The following is a 22,759-nucleotide window of genomic DNA, read 5'->3' on the forward strand; positions in this document are numbered from 1 at the left end:
GTACATCTGCAATTTATAGTAGATGTAGATTCTAATTATTCTACTTTAGCAATCTCAAGGGAACTGCTTGCCCCGCATCGTCAGCGCGCAACCAGGGAACGTCCCGCAGTCGGGGGTAGCGTCAGTCGACGTAGAAAATGATATGGAGACATAAAGATGTCTTTATATTTCCATTGACCGCAGCGGCCATTTGGACCTAGGTTGGGCTGTCGTGGTTCTCCGGGTCTGTTTGCCCGGAGCTAAGAGGGAAGCCGGTGCGTCGGGGTCGCTATTGACCTGGGCAAGGCCGGCGCTGCCCCCGCAACTGTAAGCGGTGAGCCGCTGTCCAAGATGTGTCACTGAGGCCGGCAAGGTCTCGGGAAGGCCGGACAGCAGCGATGACCCGTGAGCCAGGAGACCTGCCTCGACGAATTGAACGTCCTCGGGCGGGGTGTCCCGGTGGAGCGCTTTGCGATTGCGCAGGCTCTTCGCCGGCGGAATCCTGGACGCGTCCGCTTTGGCCTTTGCCCCCAACTTTTGGGGTAAGCCTATGTCATCTTCACTTCCTGTCGCGACCCTTGGCACGCCGCGCATTGGTCCGCGCCGCGAACTCAAGTCCGCTCTCGAAAGCTATTGGTCGGGCAAGTCGACCGAAAAGGACCTGCTCGACACCGCCGCGGCATTGCGCGCCGCCAACTGGGCCCGCCAGAAGGCGCGCGGCGTCACTGTCATCCCGTCGAACGACTTCTCGTTCTACGATCAGGTGCTGGACACCAGCGCGATGGTCGGCGCGATTCCCGACATCTATGGCTGGAAGGGCGGTCCGGTCGGGCTGGCGACCTATTTCGCCATGGCGCGAGGTGCGCAAGGCGAGACCGAGCCGCACACCTCCTGCGGCCATGCCCACCACGACCACGAACATTCCCACGGCGCCCCGGCGCAGGAAATGACCAAGTGGTTCGACACCAACTACCACTACATGGTGCCGGAATTCGCGACCGGACAGCGCTTCGCGCTCTCCTCTCTCAAGGCGGTCGACGAGTACCGTGAGGCCAGGTCACTCGGCTACGACACTCGCCCGGTCCTGCTTGGACCGGTCACCTATCTGAAGCTCGGCAAGAGCAAGTATGCCAGCCTCGATCCGCTCTCGCTGCTCGGCGAGCTGCTGCCGGTCTATATCGATGTGCTGCGCCGCCTTTCTGCCAATGGCGCCGAATGGGTCCAGATCGACGAGCCTTGTCTCGTGCTCGATCTCGAAGAGGCCGCCTGTGACGCCCTGCGCCGGACCTACGCCACCATCGCCCATGCCTTGCCGCAGCTGAAGGTGATGCTGACGACCTATTTCGGTGCTCTCGGCGACAATCTCGACACAGCGGTCACGCTGCCTGTCGCCGGCCTTCATCTCGACCTCGTGCGCGCTCCCGCGCAGCTCAAGGAGGTGCTGGCCAAGGCGCCGCGTGGGCTCGTGCTGAAGCTCGGCATGATCGATGGCCGCAACATCTGGCGGGCCAACCTGCCGGCGCTGCTCGACCGCGTCGAGCCGGTTGTCGCCAGGCGCGGTACCGACCATGTCCAGATCGCGTCGTCCTGCTCGCTGCTGCACACGCCGATCGATCTCGATCTCGAAACCGATCTCGATTCCGACCTGAAGAGCTGGCTCGCCTTCTCCGTGCAGAAGATGGGCGAACTCTCGGTGCTGGGCAAAGCCCTCGCGGGCGGCCGCGACAGCGTCAGGGATGCGCTGGACGCCTCGGCGGCCGCAGCGGCGGCCCGAAAGGCCTCGCCGAAAGTCCACGACGCCGCAGTGGCTGCGCGTGTCGCGGCGGTGACGCCCAGCATGACGGACCGCGGGAGCCCCTTCGCCGCCCGCGCAAGATTGCAGCGCGAGCGCTTCAACCTACCGGCCTTCCCGACGACGACGATCGGCTCCTTCCCGCAGACAGCCGAGGTCCGCAAGGCCCGCTCGGCTCATGCCAAGGGCCTGATCACCGATGCCGACTATGAGCAATTCCTGCGTGAGGAGACCGAGCGCACGGTGCGCTGGCAGGAGGAGATCGGCCTCGACGTGCTCGTCCATGGCGAGTTCGAGCGCAACGACATGGTGCAGTATTTCGGCGAACAGCTCGCCGGCTTCGCCTTCACCAAACACGGCTGGGTCCAGAGCTACGGCTCGCGCTGTGTGCGGCCGCCGATCCTGTTCGGCGACGTCTCGCGGCCGAAGCCGATGACAGTCGGCTGGTGGACCTATTCGCAGTCGCTGACGACGAGGCCGATGAAGGGCATGCTGACTGGGCCTGTGACGATCCTGAACTGGTCCTTCGTCCGCGACGACATCCCGCGCAGTGCCTCCTGCCGCCAGATCGCGCTGGCGATCCGGGACGAGGTCATCGATTTGGAGAAGGCCGGAGCCGCGATGATCCAGATCGACGAGGCAGCGCTGCGCGAGGGGCTGCCGCTGCGCAAGAGCGAGTGGAAGGGCTATCTGGACTGGGCAGTCGGCAGCTTCAGGCTCTGTGCTTCGGGCGTCACCGACGCAACCCAGGTGCACACCCATATGTGCTACTCAGAGTTCAACGACATCATCGACGCGATCGCAGCGATGGACGCCGATGTGATCTCGATCGAGACTTCGCGCTCGAAGATGGAACTGCTCGACGCCTTCAAGACCTATCGCTACCCCAACGAGATCGGTCCCGGCGTCTATGACATCCATTCGCCGCGGGTGCCCGAGGTGGGCGAGATGACAAGCCTGATGAAACTCGCTCGCCTCCAGCTCGCAGACGAACAGCTCTGGATCAACCCCGATTGCGGCCTGAAGACTCGCAAATGGGAGGAGGTCAGGCCCGGCCTCGTCAACATGGTCGAAGCCGCTCGGTACGTCCGGGCCGCCGCTCGCTGAGCACCCGAGGCTCGTCGCGGCGGCGCAGGATGCCGCCGCGACGTCGCCGTCAAGCCGGCATCGCCTCTCCAGCTTCTCGGCAGGTCGGGGATCTCTGCGCGGTGGGCGAGGGGGACCGCGCATACAGCTCCATGCCGTGCTGCCTCACGTGAGGTGCCCGACGCTTGTTTGCGCCTCAGCAATTGACGCAGCCAACAGCAGTGCTATCCAAACGTCAGGAGGGCAGCCCTTGTCCGTGTGGCGCCAGAGAGTAGGTTCGAGCCGTTGGGTTGCGGTCGCCGTGGCCTATCTGCTCGTGCTCCAGGCGGTTCTGACGGGGCTCGCGTCCGGTGCCAATGCTGCGAGCATTGCTCTTGATCGCACGTTGGCCATAACGCTTTGCTCGCCGAGCGCCTCTTCACCGGTTGGCACGACCGAGCGTGGCACTGCGCAGCATGATCTGATGAGCGGCTGCGCGCTCGGCTGCGCTCATTCGGCTCAAGCGGATGCGCCGTCAGCAATTGGCTATCTGCCAGTTGTCTACCGGATCGCCGACCGGAACGCCTTCATCAGGCATTTTGACGCGCCCCAAGGCTTTGTCGCCGGCCGATCGCCTGCCAATCCTCGCGCACCGCCCGTCTGAGACCTGAGCAGGCCGCCATGCGTTCGCGCATGCGGGGCCGCTCTGTTGCGCGATCTCGGCTTCAAGGCCGACTTGCCCGCCATCCCCTGCAGATGTGCACCAGCTTCGCGGATCCGAGCATTCGGCGCGATGTCTGCCCTGTAAGCGAATGAAGCACGGGGCTCGCGCCTGCCATGCCTCGGATCCCCATGCCAGCGGTTCCTTTGCTGATCGCAATCTGTCCGAGGCCGTCGTGCCGGGATCGCCATCATCGGGCGGCACTCGCAGTCCGATGACCACACTCAAAGGCATCGAGCGTCACGGACGCTCTCACCAATCCGTCGCAGAGCCACTCTCACAGACCAAGGATTACGCCATGAAGACCCATCTCCTCGCAGCGATGCTCGTCACTCTGGGAACAACCGGTGCTCTCGCTCATATCACCCTCGAAACGCAGCAGGCTCCGGTCGGCTCGACCTACAAGGCCGTGCTGCGCGTGCCCCATGGTTGCCAGGGCGCCGCAACAACGAAAGTCCGCGTCCGGATTCCCGAGGGCGTGATCGCGATCAAGCCGATGCCCAAGCCCGGCTGGACACTGGAAACGGTGAAGGGCCCCTATGGCAAAGCTTTCGACTACTACGGCACACCGACTTCGGAAGGCGTGAAGGAAGTGGTCTGGAGCGGCGGCAGGCTGCTTGACGAGCACTATGACGAGTTCGTGCTGCGCGGGTATCTGACCTCCGACCTGAAGGCCGACACCGTCCTCTACGTACCGGTCGTCCAGGAGTGCGAGGGCGGCGCAGTCGAACGCTGGATCGAGATCCCGACTGAGGGCAAGAGCGCGGACGACTACAAGTATCCGGCTCCCGGTCTGAAGCTCACCCCGAAGAAGTAAACCGAGCAAGGCAGCAGGGCTTCGCGCCCGGCTGCTGGGAGTTGCCATGCGCTGGCCCCTTCGCCTCGTCTTCGCCCTGACCTGCGCCTTGGCCGTCGCCACGGCAATGACCGGACGCGCCTTCGCTCATGCCGCGCTGATCGCCGCCTCGCCGGCGGACGGCGCGGTGGTGACCAATGCCCCTGCGGTGTTGACACTGAGCTTCAGTGAACCGGTGTCGCCGCTCGTCCTGAAGCTGATCGGACCAGACAGCGCGTCCCGCACGCTCGATCGGTTCGTGCTGAAGGACAGGACGCTGATGATCGAAGCGCCCGCCGACCTGTCAACCGGCACGCATGTTCTGAGCTGGCGCGTCATTTCCGAGGATGGGCACCCGGTTGGCGGCGCAGTGGTCTTCTCAATCGGTGCACCAAGCGGCCAGTCGCCAACTCCTGAGACGCGGACTGATCCTGCTGTGCGGGCTACCCTATGGCTGGGAAAGCTGGGCCTCTATCTGGGCTTGCTCATGGGGCTCGGCGGGGCAGCCTATGCGGCCTGGATTGGTCCCTTGCCTCGCAATGCCCGGCGACCGGTCGCATCGTTCATCCTGCTCGGATCTGCCGCCTTGCCGCTCGCACTCGCCGCGCAAGGGCTCGATGTCCTGGATCGTTCCCTCGGTAGCCTGGGCGAGGCAGACGTCTGGAGCGCCGCGGCCGCCAGCAGCTTTGGCCGCACGGCGCTGACTGCAGCAGTCGCATTCCTGCTCGGATTGGCCTCCCTGGCGGCACGCGGCCGCATGGGGCAGGTCTTCGGCGGAGCAGCCCTCCTGAGTGTAGGGGTGGCACTCGCCGCGAGCGGCCATGCCAGCGCGGCCAGCCCGCAATGGCTGATGCGGACCGCAGTCTTTGTTCACGCCGTCAGCGTCTCCGCCTGGGCAGGAGCCCTGTTGCCTCTGTTCTTTGCCCTGCGGGAGCCCGACGCAGTTGCCGTGCTGCGCCAGTTCTCGCGCTGGATCCCTGTCGTTGTTGGCTTGACCCTGCTCAGCGGCGGAATTCTGGCGGCAGTTCAGCTCGAACAGCCAGGCGCACTGATTTCGACCGGCTATGGCTGGGTTCTGCTGATCAAGCTCGCGTGGGTTGCAATCCTGCTGGGCCTGGCTGCCGTCAATCGCTACCGCCTCACGCCCCTTGTCCTGTCTCGAACGGGCATCGCCGCCAAGACGATGCGGCGCGTGATCGCGGCCGAAACCTTGCTGGTGTTCCTTGTCCTTGGCACCGTTGCGACCTGGCGCTTCACGCCGCCGCCGCGGGCACTTGTCAATGCGGCCACGCCGCCTGCATCGGTCCACATTCACACGGCCAAGGCGATGGCGGACATCCGTGTCTCGCCTGGACGTGCGGGGCCGACCTCCGTTTCGATTTCACTGCTGGACGGGGAGTTTGGACCGCTCACGGTCAAGGAGGTTCGCTGCGTGATGTCGAACCCGTCGGCCGGTGTCGAGCCGATCGAGCGTCAGGCCGTCCGGTCGAGCGACGGCACCTGGCATGTCGACAGCCTCGTCATTCCCATCGGGGGTCGGTGGACCATCGAACTCGAAATCCTGGTCTCCGATTTCGAGATGATCCGCCTCGGTGAGACCGTGGAGATCAAGCCATGACGAATGACATGACGCGCCGGAACCTGACGGCACTGGCAGCGACAGGGGCGCTCTCGGGATTGTTCGGACATGTGCGGGCGGCCGAGGCACAACCTGCGGAAACGGGCTCGGCACCGATACGTGTCGCGATGCTTGTCCACCCGGATATGGTTCTGCTCGATCTCGTCGGTCCGCTAACGGTGTTCTCGCTGCTGCAAGCTGAAATTCATCTGGTCTGGAAGAGCAGAGCGGCCGTCACCAGCGACGTGAAAATCCCGGTTGCGCCAACGGCGACATTCTCCGAATGCCCACGCGATCTCGACGTCCTGTTCCTCCCCGGCGGGTTGAAGGGCAGTGTCGCCCTGATGGGGGATAGCGAGGTGCTGGGCTTCCTCGCCGAACGAGGCGCGCAAGCTCGTTATGTCACGAGCGTCTGCACCGGCTCTCTGCTGCTCGGAGCAGCAGGACTGTTGAAGGGCTATCGGGCAACCTCGCACTGGTATGTCCGGGATCTGCTGCCTGTGATGGGCGCAGAGCTTCAGACTGATCGCGTCGTGATCGATCGCAACCGGATGACCGGCGGAGGTGTGACGGCCGGACTGGATTTCGGATTGACGCTCGCTGCCACGCTCAAGGGTGAGGAGACCGCACGCCGCATCCAGCTCGTCCTTGAATACGACCCGCAACCGCCCTTCGATTCAGGCGCTCCCGAGCGTGCGGACAAGACGAATGTCCAAGATGTCCTCGCGCGCCGGTCACCGCTGATTGCGATGGCGAAGGCGCAGGCCGAGCAGGCGAGGTCACGCCTCTCGCTCTGAAGCAGCGGCGCGAATTCCATGATCGGGACGAACCGCTTGCGGAACGTCTCCGGCAACAAGCGCACCACATCATCGGACCGGACATCGGGTCCGCTCCCATGATCCAAACAGGCCCCCGGGTGCGCGCTCATCATGGGTCGCGGCGAAAGTCGAAATTGACCTTGCTGGAGCATCTGGGACAAGATGTGGCGTGGTTACGGTCACGGCTCCCGAGTTTCGGGGCGCTCATCGACTGAATGCCGGACAAGGGCGCTCCTGGCGGGTGCTGTTGATCGCCTCGTCGCTGGTGCTCGCCAGCACGTCGGGCCCGGCCGAAGTGCTCAAGCCTTGGTTTGCTGAACCCACCCCAACACTCGTTCTCGACCGCCTCGACGGCGCTCGTATCGATCTGGCGGATCTGCGCGGCGGCCCCGTGATCGTCCATTTCTTCGCGACATGGTGCGCACCCTGCATCGAGGAAATGGCCTCGCTGAACGCACTCGCGGCTCAGCAGTCGGTCCAGGTCACGATCCTGGCCGTCGATGTCGGCGAGGTCGATGCCCGTGTCAGGACCTTCTTCCGCGAGCGCCCGGTTTCATTCCCCATCCTGCTGGACCGCGACCGCAGTGCGATGAAGGCCTGGCATGTTGAGGGATTGCCGACGAGCTTCGTGCTCGGTCACGACCTGAGCCCGGCCTTGAAGGCCGAAGAGCCGCTCGATTGGACGGGCCCAGCCGTCATCCGCGTGCTGACGCGACTGTCGCAGCGCAAGGACGGGACGCTGGCCGGAGAGACGACCGATGGAAACCAGAGCAGGGAGGAGATCCGATGATCACGCGTCGTGACATGCTGAAATCCGGTGCCGTGGTCGCAGCCGCGGGGTTTGTAGCTCCGCAGCGCGTCCTTGCCCAGGACGCCGTCTTTGCGCCTACGCCCGGTGCCTGGCGCGGCTTCGAGGTGCTGACCCATCTCGAGTTGCCGGCGAGGGGCAGGGCACAGGCCTGGATTCCGCTGCCGTCAGTGCAGGAGGGCGAATGGATCAGGTTGGGCAAGAACACCTGGCAGGGCAACGCTGCCTCGGCGGAGGTCGTCAGTGATCCCAAATATGGCGCGCAGTTTCTGCATGTTGTCTTCAAGGACGGTGAGCCAGCGCCGACTATCGAGGTTCGCAGCAGTTTTTCGCTGCGCGACCGGGCCGAAGATCTCGGTGCAAGCTCCCAGGTGCCAATGCTGAGCGCGGCCGAGCGCAGGCTCTATCTCGAGGCGACCGAGCTGATGCCCACCGACGGCATCGTCCAGGAGACTGCCGAGAAGGCGATTGCCGGCAAGGCAAGCGACCTCGACAAGGCGCGGGCGATCTACGAATGGGTTGTCGTGAACACGTTCCGTGACGCCAAGACGCGCGGTTGCGGTACCGGCGACGTCGCCTCGATGCTGCGCACCGGCAATCTCGGCGGCAAATGCGCCGATCTGAACGCGCTCTACGTCGCGCTGGTACGTGCCGCTGGAATCCCGGCCCGCGACATCTACGGTATTCGCGTCGCGCCGTCGAAGTTCGGCTATGCCAGCCTCGGCGCCGGATCCGCGACCATTACCAAGGCGCAGCATTGCCGAGCCGAGGTCTGGCTCGATGGCTATGGTTGGGTCGCAACCGATCCCGCCGATGTGCGCAAGGTCGTGCTGGAGGAGCCGCCAGGGAACAATGCAATCGACACGCCGAAGGTGGTGGCGGCGCGAAGGACGCTGTTCGGCGCCTGGGAGGGCAACTGGCTCGGCTACAACATGGCTCATGACCTGGAATTGCCGGGCTCGCGCCACAAGGTGGCATTCCTGATGTATCCGCAGGCCGAAATCGCTGGCGCGTTGCTAGACTGTCTCGATGCCGACACGTTCAAGTACACGATCAAGTCGGCCGAAATCACGGCCTAGTCGGCGAGGCGGACGGGGCGCTGCTCTTCTGGAGACTTGACCATGGGCGACACGATCGAACTCGAAACTCCCGCTCCCCCCCGCCTGACCAGCCTGGCGCATGGCGGCGGCTGCGGCTGCAAGCTGGCGCCGTCGGTCCTGCAGCAACTGCTTGCGGACCACCCTGCGGCGGGGCCTTACCGTCAGCTTCTCGTCGGCACGGAGACCGGCGACGATGCGGCGGTCTGGCAGATCGACGATGAGACCTGCGTCGTCGCGACGACGGATTTCTTCATGCCGATGGTCGACGATCCGCATGATTTCGGCCGGATAGCGGCGACCAATGCGATCTCGGATGTCTATGCGATGGGCGGCAAGCCGATCATGGCCTTGGCGATCCTCGGCATGCCGCTCGACAAGCTGCCGATCGAGACGACGCGCGAGATCCTGAAGGGTGGCGCCTCGATCTGCGCCGAGGCCGGTATTCCAGTCGCGGGCGGGCACTCCATCGATGCTCCCGAGCCGATCTACGGACTTGCAGTGGTCGGCCTGTTGAAGCTGCCGAACCTGCGCAGGAACAGCGGTGCGCGGCCAGGCGATGTGCTGATCCTGACGAAGGCATTGGGCGTGGGGATCTATTCGGCGGCCTTCAAGAAGGAGCAGCTGCCAAAGGCCGCCTATGACGAGATGATCGCCTCGACCACCCTGCTCAACCGCGTCGGCGCCGAACTGGCAGGAGATGCCGACGTCCATGCGATCACCGACGTCACCGGCTTCGGCATTCTCGGGCATGGACTGGAGATGGCACGTGGCTCGGGGGCAACCCTGCGGCTGCGTTTGGCTGAATTGCCCTTCCTCTCGCTGGCCGAGCAACTGGCGCGCGACGGGCGCGTGACCGGCGCTTCGCACCGCAACTGGGCGAGCTATGGCGAGGGCGTCGCGCTACCGGCCGGACTGCCGGACTGGCAGCGCCATTTGCTCACCGATCCGCAGACCTCGGGCGGCCTCCTGGTCTCCTGTGCGGCGGGGAGGGCAGACGCGTTTCTGTCCATGGTGAAGGCGGCTGGATATCCCTCGGCCCGCATCGTCGGAACAGTCGAGGCCGGCCCTGCGCGGGTGATCGTCAGCTACATCATCGGTCCGGATCCGATATCCGCTCCGATGATCTGACCTTCTGCGTTTGCATCGGCCTTCCCGAAAACCGCAATCTGCCACTCGGGCCGATTCCTCAGGTTTCGTCGACCCGCATCCGGCGCCCCCAGACGTCGAAGAGCTCGCCGTGGTTCAGGACCAGCCGGTCGCGCTCCAATCCGTCTTCCAGCGAGCGCAGACGCGTGCGGGCGAGCGCGTCGTCGAGCGGGCCGCCCTTCTCTGCGCGGGTCGGAAAGAACGCGACGGCGTCCCAGCTCACGCCGGCACTGCGAAACATCAGGATGATGTCGCCCCAGTCGATCTCGTCGCCGATGACATGGACATAGGTGGAGCGCAGCGGCTCGATCTTCGGCTCGGCAATGCGGACCAGCACGATTAGCGCCGTGAACGGGCCCTTTCGGAATGCCTTGGCGAGCCAGGCGTCGAAATCGGTCCCCAACCCCTTAGAAGTCGACACGCGGGGTCTCCGGCATATAGCGCTCGAACAGAGCGTAGAACTCCGTACCGGTCTCCCCCTGGTACCAGTCCTCGAAGGCGAGCAGGGCGGCTTGCGAACCCGGACCGGGCGGACCCTCGCTTGCGCCCATCTCCGCCTGTATCGCCTCGAAGACCGGCATCAGCCTGTCGAGGACGAGCGCCTGCCGCGGACCGATCTCGTCCCAGCCGAGCGCACTGGCGACTATGAACCTGGCGCGCGCAGTCGCCTTGTCGGGGTCCTCTGCCTCGGCGATGGCCTTGGTCGCGCTGCGCATCAGGTTGAGCCTGCGGAAGGCGTTGGCGCGCTCCCGGGCGAGCACCTCGATCCGCATGGCCGCCTCGCGACGATACGCGTCCTCGGCCCGCCGGGCCGCTTCAGCCGCTTGCTCGAAGACCGCGATCAGGTTGAGGCCCAGCGCTTCTGTGTCTTCGGTCATGGCGCCTCAGTGAGCTGGCGGAAGAGAATGACCGCCAACCTCCTTAAAATACGGAGATTTTTGCGGTTTTCGCATCGATTATTGCTCTATTAGCCCCATTTGCCGTATTGTAGTTATGATAATTGTTAGGCTTTAAAGGTTCGGCGGAAGGTCGGATATGGCGCTCAATAAGCTATCGGAGCACAAGATCCGCGGGCACGCAAAGCCCGGAATGTTGGGGGACGGCGGTGGCCTATTCCTGCGCATTCAGAAACCGCGCGGTGACCGGCCACCGTCCAAAAACTGGGTGTTCATTTACCGACGGGGCGACAAGCGCATTGAGATAGGTTTAGGCGGCTACGGTTCAGGCACTGCGCCGGTATCACTCGCCTTGGCCCGTCAGAAAGCGCTGGTCATCCGCGACCGCCTCGCGAACGGTGAAGACCCGCGCGGCGATAAGCCAGCCCCGAAGATAACGACAAAGCCGAAGACGTTTTACGACTGCATGGAGGCGCTGCTGGAGAGCAAGGCTGAGGGCTGGCGTAACTCAAAGCATAAACATCAATGGGAAATGACGCTCCGCGATTACGCAAAGCCGCTTCACGACATGCCGATAGCGGACATAGCGCTTGGCGACGTCAAGGAGTGCCTGCTGCCACACTGGCATGAACGGCCGGAGACCGCAGATCGGCTGCGCATGCGCATTCGAGCCGTAATTGATTACGGCATTGCCCACGAGTGGCGGAAGGCAGGCAACCCTGCTCTCTGGCGCGGCCTCTTGGATAAGGTCATGCCTGCCCGTAAGCGGCGCGACAAGGAGCACCACGCCGCGCTCAATCATGAACAGGCTGCACAGACAGTCGCGAAGCTCCGTCAGTCGTCGGGCACGGCGGCGCGCGCTGTCGAATTTCTAGCCCTGACCGTCGGACGTGCCGGTGAGGTGAGGGGAGCCCGATTCGACGAGATCGATATCGAGGCGAAAACGTGGACCGTTCCCGGCAACCGGATGAAGGCAGGCCTTCAGCATGTCGTCCCCCTAACAGACAGAGCGCTCCAGATTGTTGAGGCAAGGCGCCAACAATCAACTTGCGCCCTCATATTCGAGGGCGGTCGAGAGGACGCGCCTGTGTCGGACACCGCGATGACGAAGGCGCTTCGCCTGGCGTCGCCAGACAAGGCTGCGACGCTCCACGGCTGGCGGTCTACTTTCAGAGATTGGGCGGGCGACGAAACGGAACATCCGCGTGAGATTATTGAATCAGCGCTCGCGCACTCTGTCGGAAACGAGACCGAACGAGCCTATCGGCGCTTAGATGCGCTGCAGAAACGGCGGAAATTGATGGAAGATTGGGACGCGTACTGCGCAGGCGCCAATTAGCCCAATTGGCGCCATTGACTTTCGACGTCAAACATCACTATAAACGTGGTTGCGCCGAGGGCAAGCGCCCGCGTTCATCTTATCGATGCATTTGCGGTATTTCGCCTGTTTGACGTCGCCCGTCAAGAATTCCTTTGGGAGTGCGACAATTGACCGCAGATAATGATAATCGACCTCTGCTGATGTCGCCGAAGGAAGCGGCTCAGCAGACTAGCCTGTCCCGGCAACTTCTGGGGCTGATGGCAAGGGCAGGGCAGTTCCCTGCGCCTGTCCAACTTGGCGAGCGCAGGACAGCATATGTGCGCGCCGAGGTCGTGACTTGGATTTCCGACCGCATCGCCGCCCGCTCCGTGAGGGCAGCGTGATGGACGTTCGTCGGATCATCGCACGCGATCGTAGAATGGCGGCAGTGCACGAGGCCGGGCACGCAGTTGTCGCCATGCACTTAGGCTTCGAAGTTGTGGGCGCGTTCATCCGACCAAACCCCACCGACGACATCTACAGCGAGAAATCGTATTTAGGGCAGGCGACGTATGAACCACCTTCGGACTTGAGCCAGCGTCGCCTGATCGCCGTCGCCGGCGTGGTGGCGGAAGAAGTCTGGAAAGCGCGCGGGCCGGCATATGGATATTGGCCGGACTTCGTGGCCGATCCGGCATGCATGTCGCCCACTGACTGGGCCGGCACAGAGTGCGAGCCTGGCGAGCCCGACGACAATCTGATTACGGCGGTAGGTGAGGTTGAAGATCTGCTGGCAGGTGAACTGTGGCCGAAGCTAACCGCACTGTCCCGTAAGCTGATCGATGCCGATAGCCGCCGGACGCCTGATGCCATCCTGAACGTTATGGAGATGCTCGGCCACAGAGTGGTTAGGACCGCCTCATCCTCAAAGCCCTGGCTCCTCACGCCCGCAGCCTAACCAATCCCGCGCCCACACCGGGTGCGGATCAATAGCACCCACATCCCACCACCCACCCGCCAGCATCCGCCGGCGGCAACGCGCCCGCATGGGCGTTACACAGAGGAGTCTGCTGAATGCGGATTGTCGATTTCGTATCGTTCCCCGATCCGGGCGGCGATACGGCCAGGACGGTTGCGCGCTTTGCAATCGCAACGCCTGACATGAGGCTTAGCGGCTTTCGGCTGCGCCTTCGTCCAAATGGCAGCTTCATCGTGGCCGCACCATTTGCAGGCGGCGTTCGCCTCGCGAACTTCAGCCCCACCATGTTCCGTCAAATCAATGAAGCCGCCGAGGCGGCTTATCGGGGGCTCTATGCCATTGACCGCCACGCAGCCTGAATTCGCGCCAGACGACGAAGGCGACTACCCGCCGACCGGGCTTGAGCATTTCAAGGGGCCCATTGCTGAGCCTCCGGGATGGGACCCCGAAACCGACGAAACGCCAGACGCAACGCCCGAATCCGACGAGTTCTACACTCGCCGCCAGCTTGGCTTGGAGGCATACGACGCCGCTAGGTTCGAGCGATTCCATGAGGAGCGGTGCGCAGATCGCACAGCGCGCCAGGCGGAAATCAAGGCCGCACTCCAGGCTTTCAGAACGGGCGGCGTTACGCCCGCCAACGACAACCTGCCCGCTATGGCACGCGCTCACCCAATTGGGCAGGACGCGAAATTCGCGCTGAGTGTTGGTCGGGGCAAGGGGCCGCGGGATATAGCCACAGCGCGAGACTACATCTCCGGCTATATCGAAGACGCCTACAAAGCACTGCTGGCCGGTGATCTGAATGGCGCCTGTGAAAATCTCGCCAAACGCTACTCCATGGCCCGGTGGATACAGCAGCATGGTGGCGGCAGCAGCGAAGGCCCCAAGCCAGTCTCTGCCACCCCGTTCGTTTGGATCGACCCCAAGACCATCCCCCGGCGCGAATGGCTCTACGGCTCGCACTACGCCCGCAAGTACCTATCGGCAACGTTCGGCGCTGGCGGCGGCGGAAAGACTGCGCACAGCTACACCGAGGCCCTGGCGATGGCTTCAGGCAAGCCGCTGCTTGGCGAGATACCCCGCGAGCGCAGGCGCGTCTGGACGATCAATCTCGAGGATCCAATCGAGGAGATAGATCGTCGCGTGATGGCAGCGGCGCTGCACTACAGCCTTCGGCCTGATGACATTGAAGGTTACCTCTGGACGGACTCGGGACGCGAGCAACAGTTCGTGGTCGTTCGTACTGAGGGGCGCGATATCAAGGTCGTCGAGCCGGTGGTTGCGGCCCTGATTGCCGAGATCAAGGAACGTCAGATTGACGTCCTGATCGTCGACCCGTTCGTGTCCACACACTCCGTGCCGGAGAACGACAACGGCGCCATCCAGGCGGTTGCTGCGGCATGGGTACGAGTCGCTCATGAGGCCAACTGCAGCGTTGAGCTTGTGCACCACGTCCGCAAGTCCAATGGCCAGGAAGCAACCGCGGACGATGGCCGCGGCGCCGGCGCCCTAAAGGACAAAGCCCGCTCTGTCCGCGTCGTTAATGGCATGACCAAGGAGGAAGCCGAAAAGGCTGGCATTCCGGCCGACCAGGCTCGCCGGTACTTCCGTGTCGATTTCGGCAAGGTGAACATGGTGGCTTCGTCGTCCTCGGCGTGGCGTCGGTTCGCTTCAGTTAGCCTCGGCAATGGTGCAGGCATGTTGGACCCGGCTGACCAGATCGGCGTGGTCGAAAGCTGGCGTTGGCCGTCCGCTCAAGACATTGCCGGCGACGTACCAGAACACCTTGTTGCCGCGGTCGTCTCTCGCCTCGGCTCACGGGAGGCGCGCGAGCACGACCAAGCCAACGGCTGGGCTGGCTACATCGTCGCCGAAGTCCTCGGGCTGGACGCTGACCACAAGTCTGATCGCGCGCGGATCAAGACGCTCCTTGCAGCGTGGCTGAAGCAAGGTCTGCTCAAGATCGAAACGCGCCCAGACCACCAGCGTCGGGATCGAAAATACATCGTCCCCGCTGCTCCACCACCCCATTGGATAGGTGGAGCAGAGGTGGAGCAAGGTGGAGCAACTTCACCATCCGAACCCTGCTCCACCACCCCCCGCCCCCGTAAGGGGGTGGGGGTGGAGCAAGGGGAGAAGGAAGAAATCACAGGTGGAGCAGGAGGTGGAGCAAACCCACCCGACGAAGACGCCGACTTCACCCCGCCAGCCTTCATACAAAAGAGCGCCCCAAGCGCCATCCATTCCAACGGAGCGCCCCGATGATCCCCGTTAACGACAACACCCCTGCCGACGCATCCATGCGCGAACTGCTGGCCCACCGGCCCGCGCCACGCGCACCTCAGCCGGAACCGGACGGACATGGACGCATGCCGCTCGCCGAAGAGTTCATCGCGGGCCGGTTCACCCGCGACCAGGGTATCGGTCTGGATTGGTGGATCCGGACACATAGCGCGACGGAAGTTGGTAACTCGATCGGCAGCATGCGTATCGGCGGGGTTTCGACACCTTTCATATGCCGCCCACGTGACGCACTCTTTGCTCAGGAACTAGCGGCCGAGCGCAGCCTGGTACTCGGTCGAATCTACCGCCTGCTCGGCTCGTTGGCCGTGGTCCTAGAAGCTGCCCTTGAGGGCGCGGAGATGCGTGAGTTGGCTCCGCCGGCCATGTCATTCCCGATGGAGAAGCGCGCAGCGGCGGGGCGTATCCGGGTGGGTGCTGCGATGCAGATCGTGGAGAGGTTCGCCGGTGAGAACGGCTGCACTGCTCGAGAGGCGTTGGAAATCAAAACCGCAGCGGCCGAAGCGTGCTGGGCACTGGTCGCCAAACGCAGACTGCGCGCCAGCAACGACAACCATAAGCAGGCGCTTGCGGCCTAAATCGGAGGGGGTCGGCCCGAATCGCTACAATGAAATTATGGGTGAGGCGGTCGCTCCGTTTGCTTCATCTGACTGGCCCGCTTCGGCGGGCCTTTTTCTATTCAGGGCCGACGCCGCGCTGCTGACGCGCAAGGCCTACCCCCCCCGGTCGTCGGGGCCGCTCTACAGCCCTCACGAGTAGCGGACGCAAGACCCCCGCCAATGCGTAGGTGAAATTCTAAAATTGGTGTCCGCACTGTCCCCAGCCCAGCTAAGTTATTGATATTTCTGTCTCTAGGTGTCCGCACTGGGTGTCCCCAGGTGTCCCCAGCGCGGACAGTCCCGGCCCCATAACCTTCGCGCCCTCGGGCGCACCTAAGTTCGGGCGTCGAGCGCTCAGCGCTCCGTCTGAAACGCCGGCCTCGCTTGCCTCTCCTCGGGCGAGTCCGACGTAGACCGGCGACGCGGTGCCGGGCGGTACGCGTCGCCGGTCTTCCTCCTCAACTCGGGTTTGGCCCGCTCAACCTTTCCGCAATTCAGAAGAACAGGAACCATTTGATGAACGCGCGCCCACGCTGGCGAACGGTCGACGCCGCACGCGCGGCCGACGCCCCATACCGGCACTTTTCGACGCTGATCGACCGCGGAATTTTCCACCTGGCCGAGAATGACGTCGCCACTACCGGCCCCGGCATCAGCCGGGAACTGACCCGCGAGTCTATCTACCGGCTCGCCGTCACAGCGGCCCTTGCAAGAGCGGGCATCAATTACCGGCTCGCCGCCTCCATCGTCGACGACTTCGCCGCGACCGGGGCTGACGACGCATTCCCCGTCCACCTTCTAGCCGATCTCGCCGAGGGCGGCAGGCTGATTTCCGTCGGTGAGCCCGCGGGAATCGCCATCGCGGCGAATCTCGGCCCGCTGTTGGCAGCCGTCGAATCCAGGCTTTCACAAATGGACCCAATCCCATGATCCGAAAATTTACGATCGACCCCGCGCGGGTCGAAAAGCTCACTTCCCGTCGGGCTGCCCTGTTTGAGGTCGCTCGAAACGACGAAGCTGACCGGAACGAAAAAATTGCCGCGCTGGGCCGGCTCGAGGCCGAGCACGCCCGGTCGCGCCAGGCCATCCGTCGTTGGGTCGCACCGCCATCCGAGGTCGAAAAGATTGCGAAGCTCAAGGCCGAGATTGCGGACGGGAAACGTCGCTTCGAAGCGTCCATCGCCGGGGCTCAGCAGTACGCGAAGCTCGCCGACGCCGTCACGACTTACGCACTCCCTCGCCCCGCAACGTTCGGCGGCGCCATCGTCAAGGGCTTCAGCAATGGCCGGTAAATCCCCCATCAGCGGCCTCGCCGCCTCGATCGCCGCCGCGGGCGCCGCAATCGACTCCAAGCGCGAGCGCATCGCCGCGCTGCAGTTAGACCTGGCCGGCATCGAGACGGCCAGCGCGGACGCGGACGAGATCGCTCGCCGTATCGATAAAGCCATCGCCGAGGCCTCCGCGCTCGGCAATCTGCGATTTTCCGATCTGTCGGAACCAGTCGAGGGGCATTGGCAGGCAGCGTTCCAAACCCGTGCGGCAGCGAATCCGTTCGCGTTCTTTGCGGCGCTGGCCCCTGACGCGCTTCGCAAGGCATTGATCGATGGTGCCCCGGCTCACGGGATTTCTGCTGCAGCACGCGCAGCAAAGGTCGCTGAAATCGAGGCCGAGCTTTTGGTACTCGAGTGCGCGGAAGAATTGCTGTGCCGCGGGTTTGAGATCTTCTCGGGCGGTAGGCAGTCTGAGTTCCCCAGGCGGCCCGACGCGCGGCCTGAGATTCTGTGCGCGCCGGATTCGGAACTTGAGGCCGTCTGATGCGGCTCGTTGAGGGTAACGAGATCCGGCTCTACGGCCCCGTCGGCTACATGGACTCGGACGGCCAGGGGTTCACATCGAGCGACGTCATCGACGCGCTCGCAGAGGTTGGCGCAGATGCGGACATCTCGGTCAGGATCAACTCCGGTGGCGGTTTCGCGCATGAAGGCGTCGCCATCCATACAGCGTTAGCGCGTCATGGCGGGCATGTGGTCGTCAGCGTCGACGGTGTGGCCGCCTCTGCAGCCTCGCTGATCGCGATGGCGGGAAACACGATCGTCATGGCAACCGGCTCGCTCATGATGGTCCACGATCCGTCGTTGATCACGATTGGCACGGCCGCTGAACATGGTCGCGGCATCCAGCAACTCGAGGCGACCGCTGCGGCCATGGCGACCGTCTACGCCCAGCGTACCGGTAAGGCGCTCGCCAATGTCCGTGCCGAGATGGCGGCTGAAACGTGGATGACCGCTGATGAAGCGGTGGCAGCTGGCTATGCCGACAGGACCGGCACGACCAAGGCCAGGGCCGCGGCACACTTCGATTACAGCGTTTATGCAAACGTGCCCCTAACCGCGCTAGCGGCGATGGAGGCGAAGGCACGAGCCGAGAGCCCCGAAGGCAAAGCCGGCGCAGCTAGCTGGGCCAGAGTCCTGGCGAAGGCGAATGCTGGGCTAACCGCGCCAGCCACCGCCCCCCCCGCTGAGGAGCGCGCTGCTGCCATCCGCACTGAAGCGGAAGCCCGCCGCGCCGTCGCTTTTGGCGAGGAGCTAGTCGCGGGCGATCTGCCGGTAAAGGACGCGCTCGCCAAACTGTACCGCCTGCCGCGCCAGGTTGTGCTGACGGGCGCGATTGCGGGCGTTCCCAGTTTGGCGGAGTTGCTGCGGCGTTGAGCGAGCTAATTGGGCGAGCCGGTCCGGCGGGCGATGGCCGGCCCGGCTCTGACCGCCGGCGAGCCGAATCGGGGCTCGCCTCGGCTGTCTAATCAGAGCGCTAAAAGATTAATAGTTTCAACGCCGTCTTTTGGGCGCATCCATCAACCGAACGGATGATCCCGCCGAGGCGCCGAACCAATTTCCCATCCCAATTTTGCGCTGGCCCTGGCCGCGCGACTTTCCCCACCTTTCAGGAGACACGCATGCTTTATCAACCCCCCACCGGCGGCGCTGCCAATGACCCGTATGTCGGCGCCAACCCAGGCGCGGGCATTGTGGGCTCCAAGGTGCCCCCGAAGGCCATCGAGCACCATCAGCGCGAACTTATCGCGCTGATCACCAAATCCAATCGTACACCATCCGAATCCGTGCTGACGCAGGTTGCGGACTCGGTTCGTTCCTGCTGGATGAATTGGCGCACGGCAGGCGGCACGGCGAACGCGCTTACTGTCACGCTCGACCCTGCTCCGGCCGCCTGGTCCGACTTGGTCGGAATGCCACTTAACATCCTGCTTACCGCCACGAACACGGGCGCGGCAACGTTGGCCGTCGCCGGCGTGACGGGAACAAAGTCAATTCTTCGCCCTGGTGGCGCGGCCCTTCTCGCGGGCGATCTCGGCGTCGGCGGGATTCTGCGCGGCATCTATGACGGCACCGCGATCCAAATGGCTGGCCTGACGCAAAATGCTGCTCGCACGACGCTGGTCTACTCTACGCCCGGCACCACTGCTTGGGTTTGCCCGGCGGGCGTCTTCCGCGTGCGCGCCCAAGTATGGGCGGGCGGCGGTGGTGGCGGCGGCGCGGCCTCGGCGGCCAATTCGGTGGCCTCTGCCGCCGGTGGCGGTGAGTATCGCGAAGGCGATTTCCCAGTCACGCCTGGCACCTCTTACAATGTCGTCGTCGGCGCAGGCGGAGCCTCCGGCCTTGGTGTTGGCCCAACTAACGGCGGCTCCGGCGGCACATCATCTTTCGGTTCGCTCATCTCGGCGCTCGGGGGAGTTGGCGGCACCGCAGCCAACGGAGCGATCCAAGCTGGTTCCGGCGCTGGCGGGGTGGGCGGCAGTGGCGGCACAATCAATCGCCCCGGGATGGGCGGCGGTATCGCCTACTCCATCGGTGCAGGCTTGTTCGTTTTGGCGCAGGGCGGGCCTTCCTACACTGGCAATTTCACCAACACAGTCACCACCGGGGTGGCCGTTCAGGGGCCGAATGGCAGCTTCCCGGGCGGCGGCGCGTCAGGCGGCGCGCTCTTCGCCAATGGCGGCGTTGGCTCCGGCGGCCAGGTTATTTTGGAGTTTTGAGGTCCATCATGGAGCGCGCAATGCGCATCGAAAACATGTGGCCGCGGAACGACCCGGCAAATCCCGGCTTCATCGCGACGTTCGACGTCGTCACCCCAGATCGGCGGATGCGCGACCTGAAGCTGAAGCGAAACGCGGCTGGTCACTTCACTATTTGGTCGCCCAAGACCGAACGCCGGCCCGTCTATTTCATCCCGCACGTTGAGGCGATCGAGATCACGGCAGCCGTCACCGCCGCATTTTTCGGAGATCGCTCCAATGGCTGACATGAAGGCGCGGGCCATTATCGAGGCCGTCGACAAGACGGGGAAAACGTTCAGCGATATCGCAGGCAAGATGAAGGCTGTCGACAAGGCCGCCGCTGCACTTGGCAAGGCCAAGGGCATGAAGGGAATGGCGCAGCAGGTTGACGCTGTCGCGAAGTCGCTGTCCAAGGTCAGCGCGATCGATGCATTCCGCGGGTCGCAGGCTTCTTTCGCAGCGGCGCGTACGACATTCCGTGAGGCGCAGGCCAATGTATCGCGCCTGGCCGCAGAGATGGCTCGTGCCAAGGCGCCGACCGCGGCCCTGTCGCGTGAGTTTGCCAAGGCACAGCGCGAAGTGCGCGCCGCCTCGACGGCGTTCGAAGCGCAAAAGTCCGCCCTGATCGGCAACAAGCGCGCGCTCGAGCAGACCGGCGTTTCGCTGTCCAAACTGGCGGCACAGGAGAGGGGCCTCCGCGCCGCGACGATGCAGACGACCGCCGCGCTCGAGCGGCGCCAGGCTGCGCTGCTGCGCTCTCAAGGTCGCCGCGATGCCGCGGGTAATCTGCTCGCGATGGGCGGCCTGGCGGTAGGCGCGGGTGCTAAGAGCGTCGGCAAAAAGTCTGTCGTGTCCGTCGCCGAGTTCGACATCGCCTCGCGCAAGCAGCGCGAATTCACCGACATCAGTGAGGCCGCGCAGCGCAAGGGGCTGTTGCCGCAGGCTAAGAGGATCGGCCAGGACACGCAGTTTAGCAACCTTGACATCGTCAAGGCGCAGACCAAGGCAATGCAGGGCCTGCCGTCTAATATTACGGGTGACATCAAAGCCGAGGTCGGCGAAGGCATCATCGAGAACGTCAAGAATTACGCTCTCGTCATGGAAGCCGACATGGAGCAGGCGGCGGAGGCTATCCGCAGTTACTTGCAATCGACCGGCAAGGACATCAGCACGAAGGAAAAGGCGCTTTTCGAGGCCAACAAGGCGACCAACCAGTTGGTCAAAATGGCCAAACTCGGCGGCATGTCCGACGAGGACGTGCAGCAGTATATCAAATATGCTGCCGCGTCCGGCACGGCTGCCGGGCTCACGCCCGAAAGCATGATGTCGATTGCGGCCGTGGCGCGGCGTGCTGGTCTCCGCGGCGACGAGGCTGGCACGTTCATGCGGTCGACGGCCTCAAAGCTCGTCGCCCCGACCAAGGACGGGCTCGCCGCGCTGAACGCTGCCGGCATCGATCACAACAAGTTCGTTCGCATGCCGAGCGCGCTGGACGTCAACGGGCTGCAGGGCCAGTTCCGAAACGGGATGGGCCTGAACTTTACGCCGGAGACGCGAGCCAATCTCGAAAAGGTCTTGGCGGACAAGAGCCTAATCGGCGACCGCGGCAAGTTCACGACCGCCGTTACCGAGGCGATCGAAGGGCAGATGCCCAAGACCAAGAAAGGGACGATGAAGCCCGCCGACCGCGTCAATGTCGCGAAGGCCGCCGGCAAATTTCATCAGATGTCCGCGGAGTCGGTCGACGCCGAAGGGCTTCTCGACGCGGTCATGAATTCCAAAATGACGCTGGCTCAGCTAAACGCCTTCCTGACCAACAAGCACGGCGGCAAGGGCGCGATCACCGCGGCCCAGCGCGAGGAATACGTCGCCAGTCGGAAAGAGCTAAACAGGACCGGCGACGACCCGAACTTCGCCAAAAACAAAGCCGACTCGATCATGGCCGGCGTCGGTGGCTCCTACGAACAGGCGAAGGGCGCAATAGACAACTTCGTTCTGTCTATTGGTGAGGCCAACAAAGGCTTGATCAAGTTCGGCCTGGACGGGTTTTCGACCGTCCTCGATTCGTTTGGGAAGCTTTCAACCGAAGGCCAGCAAGCGGCTACCGCTGTGGCCGCGGCTGGAGCGGCCTACGGCGCTGGTGTCGGAGCCCTTAAGCTGTCTGGCCTCCTTACCGGCGGCGCTGCCCTCTCGGGCTCAGCGGCGGCCCTAGACGCTTCTGCTGCGGCCTTGACGGCCGCTGCTGCAAAGTTGTCCGGCGGCTCCGTAGTTCCGGAAGCCGTCAAAAAATCAGTCCCCGCTGTGGCCGCCGGCGTTACCGCGGCTGGCGTTGCGAGCGTCGCGGCTATTGCTGCCGGCGCCGCGATCATCGTGAACGACTACAAACCTGCCGCGCCTGGCGTAACCAAGGAAAACGCGGCCCCGGGCCAGGCGCACGACGACGTGCGTTCGCGCCGCCGGGCCTTTCACGAAAAGCTGCGCGCCGAGACGCAGGCGGTCAAGGCCACAGTCGAAGGCCCGGTAACGGCCACGCTGGAAGGGCAGGCCAACGTCAATGTCAGCGTCAAGGTCGACGGCGGCACGGTAACGGGCATGTCCTCGACATCGTCTGGCAACGTCAAAGCGTCCGTCGGAACTTCGATGGGCCATGTCTACACCCAATAGAGATTGGCGGCCTTCGGGCCGTCATGACCCGCCCGTGCGACCGCGGATGTACCGGCGCACGGG

Annotated in this window: 23 protein-coding genes and 1 riboswitch; of the genes, 21 read left to right on the forward strand and 2 right to left on the reverse strand. The window is 64.0% G+C overall.

The genetic code is table 11. The features are described 5' to 3' along the window. Positions 1–195: 195 nt before the first annotated feature. Positions 196–420, forward strand: a riboswitch (cobalamin riboswitch). 109 nt (positions 421–529) lie between these two features. From metE to selD, 8 genes are all read left to right on the forward strand, one after another. Then, positions 530–2,878, forward strand: coding sequence for a 5-methyltetrahydropteroyltriglutamate--homocysteine S-methyltransferase (gene metE / locus BIWAKO_RS24570; protein ID WP_069880888.1), 2,349 nt, complete (start codon positions 530–532; stop codon positions 2,876–2,878). A 280-nt stretch (positions 2,879–3,158) separates the two neighbouring features. Further along, a complete protein-coding gene (locus tag BIWAKO_RS24575) occupies positions 3,159–3,500 on the forward strand; it encodes a hypothetical protein (protein ID WP_069880889.1) in 342 nt (113 codons plus the stop codon). A 355-nt stretch (positions 3,501–3,855) separates the two neighbouring features. Next, on the forward strand, positions 3,856–4,374 hold the full coding sequence (locus BIWAKO_RS24580; protein WP_069882750.1) for a YcnI family copper-binding membrane protein: 519 nt from the start codon (positions 3,856–3,858) through the stop codon (positions 4,372–4,374). 46 nt (positions 4,375–4,420) lie between these two features. Then, complete coding sequence (locus BIWAKO_RS24585) at positions 4,421–6,010, forward strand: copper resistance CopC/CopD family protein (RefSeq protein WP_069880890.1); 1,590 nt, start codon at positions 4,421–4,423, stop codon at positions 6,008–6,010. Next, a complete protein-coding gene (locus tag BIWAKO_RS24590; RefSeq protein ID WP_244523537.1) occupies positions 6,007–6,807 on the forward strand; it encodes a DJ-1/PfpI family protein in 801 nt (266 codons plus the stop codon). The genes BIWAKO_RS24585 and BIWAKO_RS24590 overlap by 4 nt, the downstream gene beginning before the upstream one ends. 190 nt (positions 6,808–6,997) lie before the next feature. Next, complete coding sequence (locus BIWAKO_RS24595; protein ID WP_176733398.1) at positions 6,998–7,618, forward strand: TlpA family protein disulfide reductase; 621 nt, start codon at positions 6,998–7,000, stop codon at positions 7,616–7,618. Continuing rightward, positions 7,615–8,715, forward strand: a complete 1,101-nt coding sequence (locus tag BIWAKO_RS24600) for a transglutaminase-like domain-containing protein (protein WP_176733399.1) — start codon at positions 7,615–7,617, stop codon at positions 8,713–8,715. Before BIWAKO_RS24595 ends, BIWAKO_RS24600 begins: the two co-directional genes overlap by 4 nt. 42 nt (positions 8,716–8,757) lie before the next feature. After that, positions 8,758–9,864, forward strand: coding sequence for a selenide, water dikinase SelD (selD, locus tag BIWAKO_RS24605; protein WP_069880891.1), 1,107 nt, complete (start codon positions 8,758–8,760; stop codon positions 9,862–9,864). Positions 9,865–9,922: 58 nt separating this feature from the next. On the opposite strand, the gene BIWAKO_RS24610 is transcribed toward selD, so the two are convergent. Both BIWAKO_RS24610 and BIWAKO_RS24615 read right to left on the reverse strand, forming a co-directional pair. Then, positions 9,923–10,303, reverse strand: a complete 381-nt coding sequence (locus BIWAKO_RS24610) for a hypothetical protein (protein WP_244523538.1) — start codon at positions 10,301–10,303, stop codon at positions 9,923–9,925. After that, complete coding sequence (locus BIWAKO_RS24615) at positions 10,290–10,760, reverse strand: hypothetical protein (RefSeq protein ID WP_069880893.1); 471 nt, start codon at positions 10,758–10,760, stop codon at positions 10,290–10,292. The genes BIWAKO_RS24610 and BIWAKO_RS24615 overlap by 14 nt, the downstream gene beginning before the upstream one ends. Before the next feature lie 157 nt (positions 10,761–10,917). Between BIWAKO_RS24615 and BIWAKO_RS24620 the strand changes: the two genes are divergently transcribed. The 13 genes from BIWAKO_RS24620 (at position 10,918) to BIWAKO_RS24680 (ending at position 22,696) form a co-directional block, all read left to right on the forward strand. After that, the gene (locus BIWAKO_RS24620) at positions 10,918–12,117 is read left to right on the forward strand and encodes a tyrosine-type recombinase/integrase (protein WP_069880894.1); all 1,200 of its coding nucleotides are present in this window, start codon (positions 10,918–10,920) and stop codon (positions 12,115–12,117) included. 182 nt (positions 12,118–12,299) lie between these two features. Next, positions 12,300–12,482, forward strand: a complete 183-nt coding sequence (locus tag BIWAKO_RS24625) for a helix-turn-helix transcriptional regulator (protein ID WP_084651769.1) — start codon at positions 12,300–12,302, stop codon at positions 12,480–12,482. Next, positions 12,479–13,036, forward strand: coding sequence for a hypothetical protein (locus BIWAKO_RS24630; protein WP_069880896.1), 558 nt, complete (start codon positions 12,479–12,481; stop codon positions 13,034–13,036). The genes BIWAKO_RS24625 and BIWAKO_RS24630 overlap by 4 nt, the downstream gene beginning before the upstream one ends. Positions 13,037–13,152: 116 nt before the next feature. Beyond that, positions 13,153–13,416, forward strand: a complete 264-nt coding sequence (locus tag BIWAKO_RS36105; RefSeq protein ID WP_069880897.1) for a hypothetical protein — start codon at positions 13,153–13,155, stop codon at positions 13,414–13,416. Beyond that, complete coding sequence (locus BIWAKO_RS24640) at positions 13,397–15,325, forward strand: AAA family ATPase (protein ID WP_176733400.1); 1,929 nt, start codon at positions 13,397–13,399, stop codon at positions 15,323–15,325. The genes BIWAKO_RS36105 and BIWAKO_RS24640 overlap by 20 nt, the downstream gene beginning before the upstream one ends. Continuing rightward, complete coding sequence (locus BIWAKO_RS24645; RefSeq protein WP_069880899.1) at positions 15,322–15,939, forward strand: hypothetical protein; 618 nt, start codon at positions 15,322–15,324, stop codon at positions 15,937–15,939. Before BIWAKO_RS24640 ends, BIWAKO_RS24645 begins: the two co-directional genes overlap by 4 nt. Before the next feature lie 537 nt (positions 15,940–16,476). After that, the gene (locus BIWAKO_RS24650; RefSeq protein ID WP_069880900.1) at positions 16,477–16,890 is read left to right on the forward strand and encodes a hypothetical protein; all 414 of its coding nucleotides are present in this window, start codon (positions 16,477–16,479) and stop codon (positions 16,888–16,890) included. Continuing rightward, on the forward strand, positions 16,887–17,252 hold the full coding sequence (locus tag BIWAKO_RS24655) for a hypothetical protein (protein WP_069880901.1): 366 nt from the start codon (positions 16,887–16,889) through the stop codon (positions 17,250–17,252). The genes BIWAKO_RS24650 and BIWAKO_RS24655 overlap by 4 nt, the downstream gene beginning before the upstream one ends. Beyond that, entirely contained in the window at positions 17,242–17,775 is a 534-nt protein-coding gene (locus BIWAKO_RS24660) for a hypothetical protein (protein ID WP_069880902.1), read from the forward strand. Before BIWAKO_RS24655 ends, BIWAKO_RS24660 begins: the two co-directional genes overlap by 11 nt. Next, positions 17,775–18,668 (forward strand): head maturation protease, ClpP-related, encoded by an 894-nt coding sequence (locus tag BIWAKO_RS24665; protein ID WP_069880903.1) that lies wholly within the window; start codon positions 17,775–17,777, stop codon positions 18,666–18,668. The genes BIWAKO_RS24660 and BIWAKO_RS24665 overlap by 1 nt, the downstream gene beginning before the upstream one ends. Positions 18,669–18,913: 245 nt before the next feature. Beyond that, positions 18,914–20,011 (forward strand): glycine-rich domain-containing protein, encoded by a 1,098-nt coding sequence (locus tag BIWAKO_RS35535; RefSeq protein WP_069880904.1) that lies wholly within the window; start codon positions 18,914–18,916, stop codon positions 20,009–20,011. A gap of 20 nt (positions 20,012–20,031) precedes the next feature. After that, on the forward strand, positions 20,032–20,277 hold the full coding sequence (locus BIWAKO_RS24675) for a hypothetical protein (protein WP_069880905.1): 246 nt from the start codon (positions 20,032–20,034) through the stop codon (positions 20,275–20,277). Beyond that, on the forward strand, positions 20,270–22,696 hold the full coding sequence (locus BIWAKO_RS24680; RefSeq protein ID WP_084651777.1) for a phage tail tape measure protein: 2,427 nt from the start codon (positions 20,270–20,272) through the stop codon (positions 22,694–22,696). The genes BIWAKO_RS24675 and BIWAKO_RS24680 overlap by 8 nt, the downstream gene beginning before the upstream one ends. Positions 22,697–22,759: the final 63 nt, after the last annotated feature.

Origin of the sequence: Bosea sp. BIWAKO-01 (genome assembly GCF_001748145.1) — a bacterium.
In the GTDB taxonomy this organism is placed as follows: domain Bacteria; phylum Pseudomonadota; class Alphaproteobacteria; order Rhizobiales; family Beijerinckiaceae; genus Allobosea.

Excerpts from the sequence above, each read along its gene's own strand:
- selD (WP_069880891.1), top strand. The coding sequence starts at position 8,758 with ATGGGCGACACGATCGAACTCGAAACTCCCGCTCCCCCCCGCCTGACC.
- BIWAKO_RS24645 (WP_069880899.1), top strand. The coding sequence starts at position 15,322 with ATGATCCCCGTTAACGACAACACCCCTGCCGACGCATCCATGCGCGAA.
- BIWAKO_RS24580 (WP_069882750.1), top strand. The coding sequence starts at position 3,856 with ATGAAGACCCATCTCCTCGCAGCGATGCTCGTCACTCTGGGAACAACC.
- BIWAKO_RS24660 (WP_069880902.1), top strand. The coding sequence starts at position 17,242 with ATGGCCGGTAAATCCCCCATCAGCGGCCTCGCCGCCTCGATCGCCGCC.
- metE (WP_069880888.1), top strand. The coding sequence starts at position 530 with ATGTCATCTTCACTTCCTGTCGCGACCCTTGGCACGCCGCGCATTGGT.
- BIWAKO_RS35535 (WP_069880904.1), top strand. The coding sequence starts at position 18,914 with ATGCTTTATCAACCCCCCACCGGCGGCGCTGCCAATGACCCGTATGTC.
- BIWAKO_RS24655 (WP_069880901.1), top strand. The coding sequence starts at position 16,887 with ATGATCCGAAAATTTACGATCGACCCCGCGCGGGTCGAAAAGCTCACT.
- BIWAKO_RS36105 (WP_069880897.1), top strand. The coding sequence starts at position 13,153 with ATGCGGATTGTCGATTTCGTATCGTTCCCCGATCCGGGCGGCGATACG.
- BIWAKO_RS24620 (WP_069880894.1), top strand. The coding sequence starts at position 10,918 with ATGGCGCTCAATAAGCTATCGGAGCACAAGATCCGCGGGCACGCAAAG.
- BIWAKO_RS24585 (WP_069880890.1), top strand. The coding sequence starts at position 4,421 with ATGCGCTGGCCCCTTCGCCTCGTCTTCGCCCTGACCTGCGCCTTGGCC.
- BIWAKO_RS24675 (WP_069880905.1), top strand. The coding sequence starts at position 20,032 with ATGCGCATCGAAAACATGTGGCCGCGGAACGACCCGGCAAATCCCGGC.
- BIWAKO_RS24665 (WP_069880903.1), top strand. The coding sequence starts at position 17,775 with ATGCGGCTCGTTGAGGGTAACGAGATCCGGCTCTACGGCCCCGTCGGC.
- BIWAKO_RS24680 (WP_084651777.1), top strand. The coding sequence starts at position 20,270 with ATGGCTGACATGAAGGCGCGGGCCATTATCGAGGCCGTCGACAAGACG.
- BIWAKO_RS24625 (WP_084651769.1), top strand. The coding sequence starts at position 12,300 with ATGTCGCCGAAGGAAGCGGCTCAGCAGACTAGCCTGTCCCGGCAACTT.
- BIWAKO_RS24600 (WP_176733399.1), top strand. The coding sequence starts at position 7,615 with ATGATCACGCGTCGTGACATGCTGAAATCCGGTGCCGTGGTCGCAGCC.
- BIWAKO_RS24590 (WP_244523537.1), top strand. The coding sequence starts at position 6,007 with ATGACGAATGACATGACGCGCCGGAACCTGACGGCACTGGCAGCGACA.
- BIWAKO_RS24650 (WP_069880900.1), top strand. The coding sequence starts at position 16,477 with ATGAACGCGCGCCCACGCTGGCGAACGGTCGACGCCGCACGCGCGGCC.
- BIWAKO_RS24615 (WP_069880893.1), bottom strand. The coding sequence starts at position 10,760 with ATGACCGAAGACACAGAAGCGCTGGGCCTCAACCTGATCGCGGTCTTC.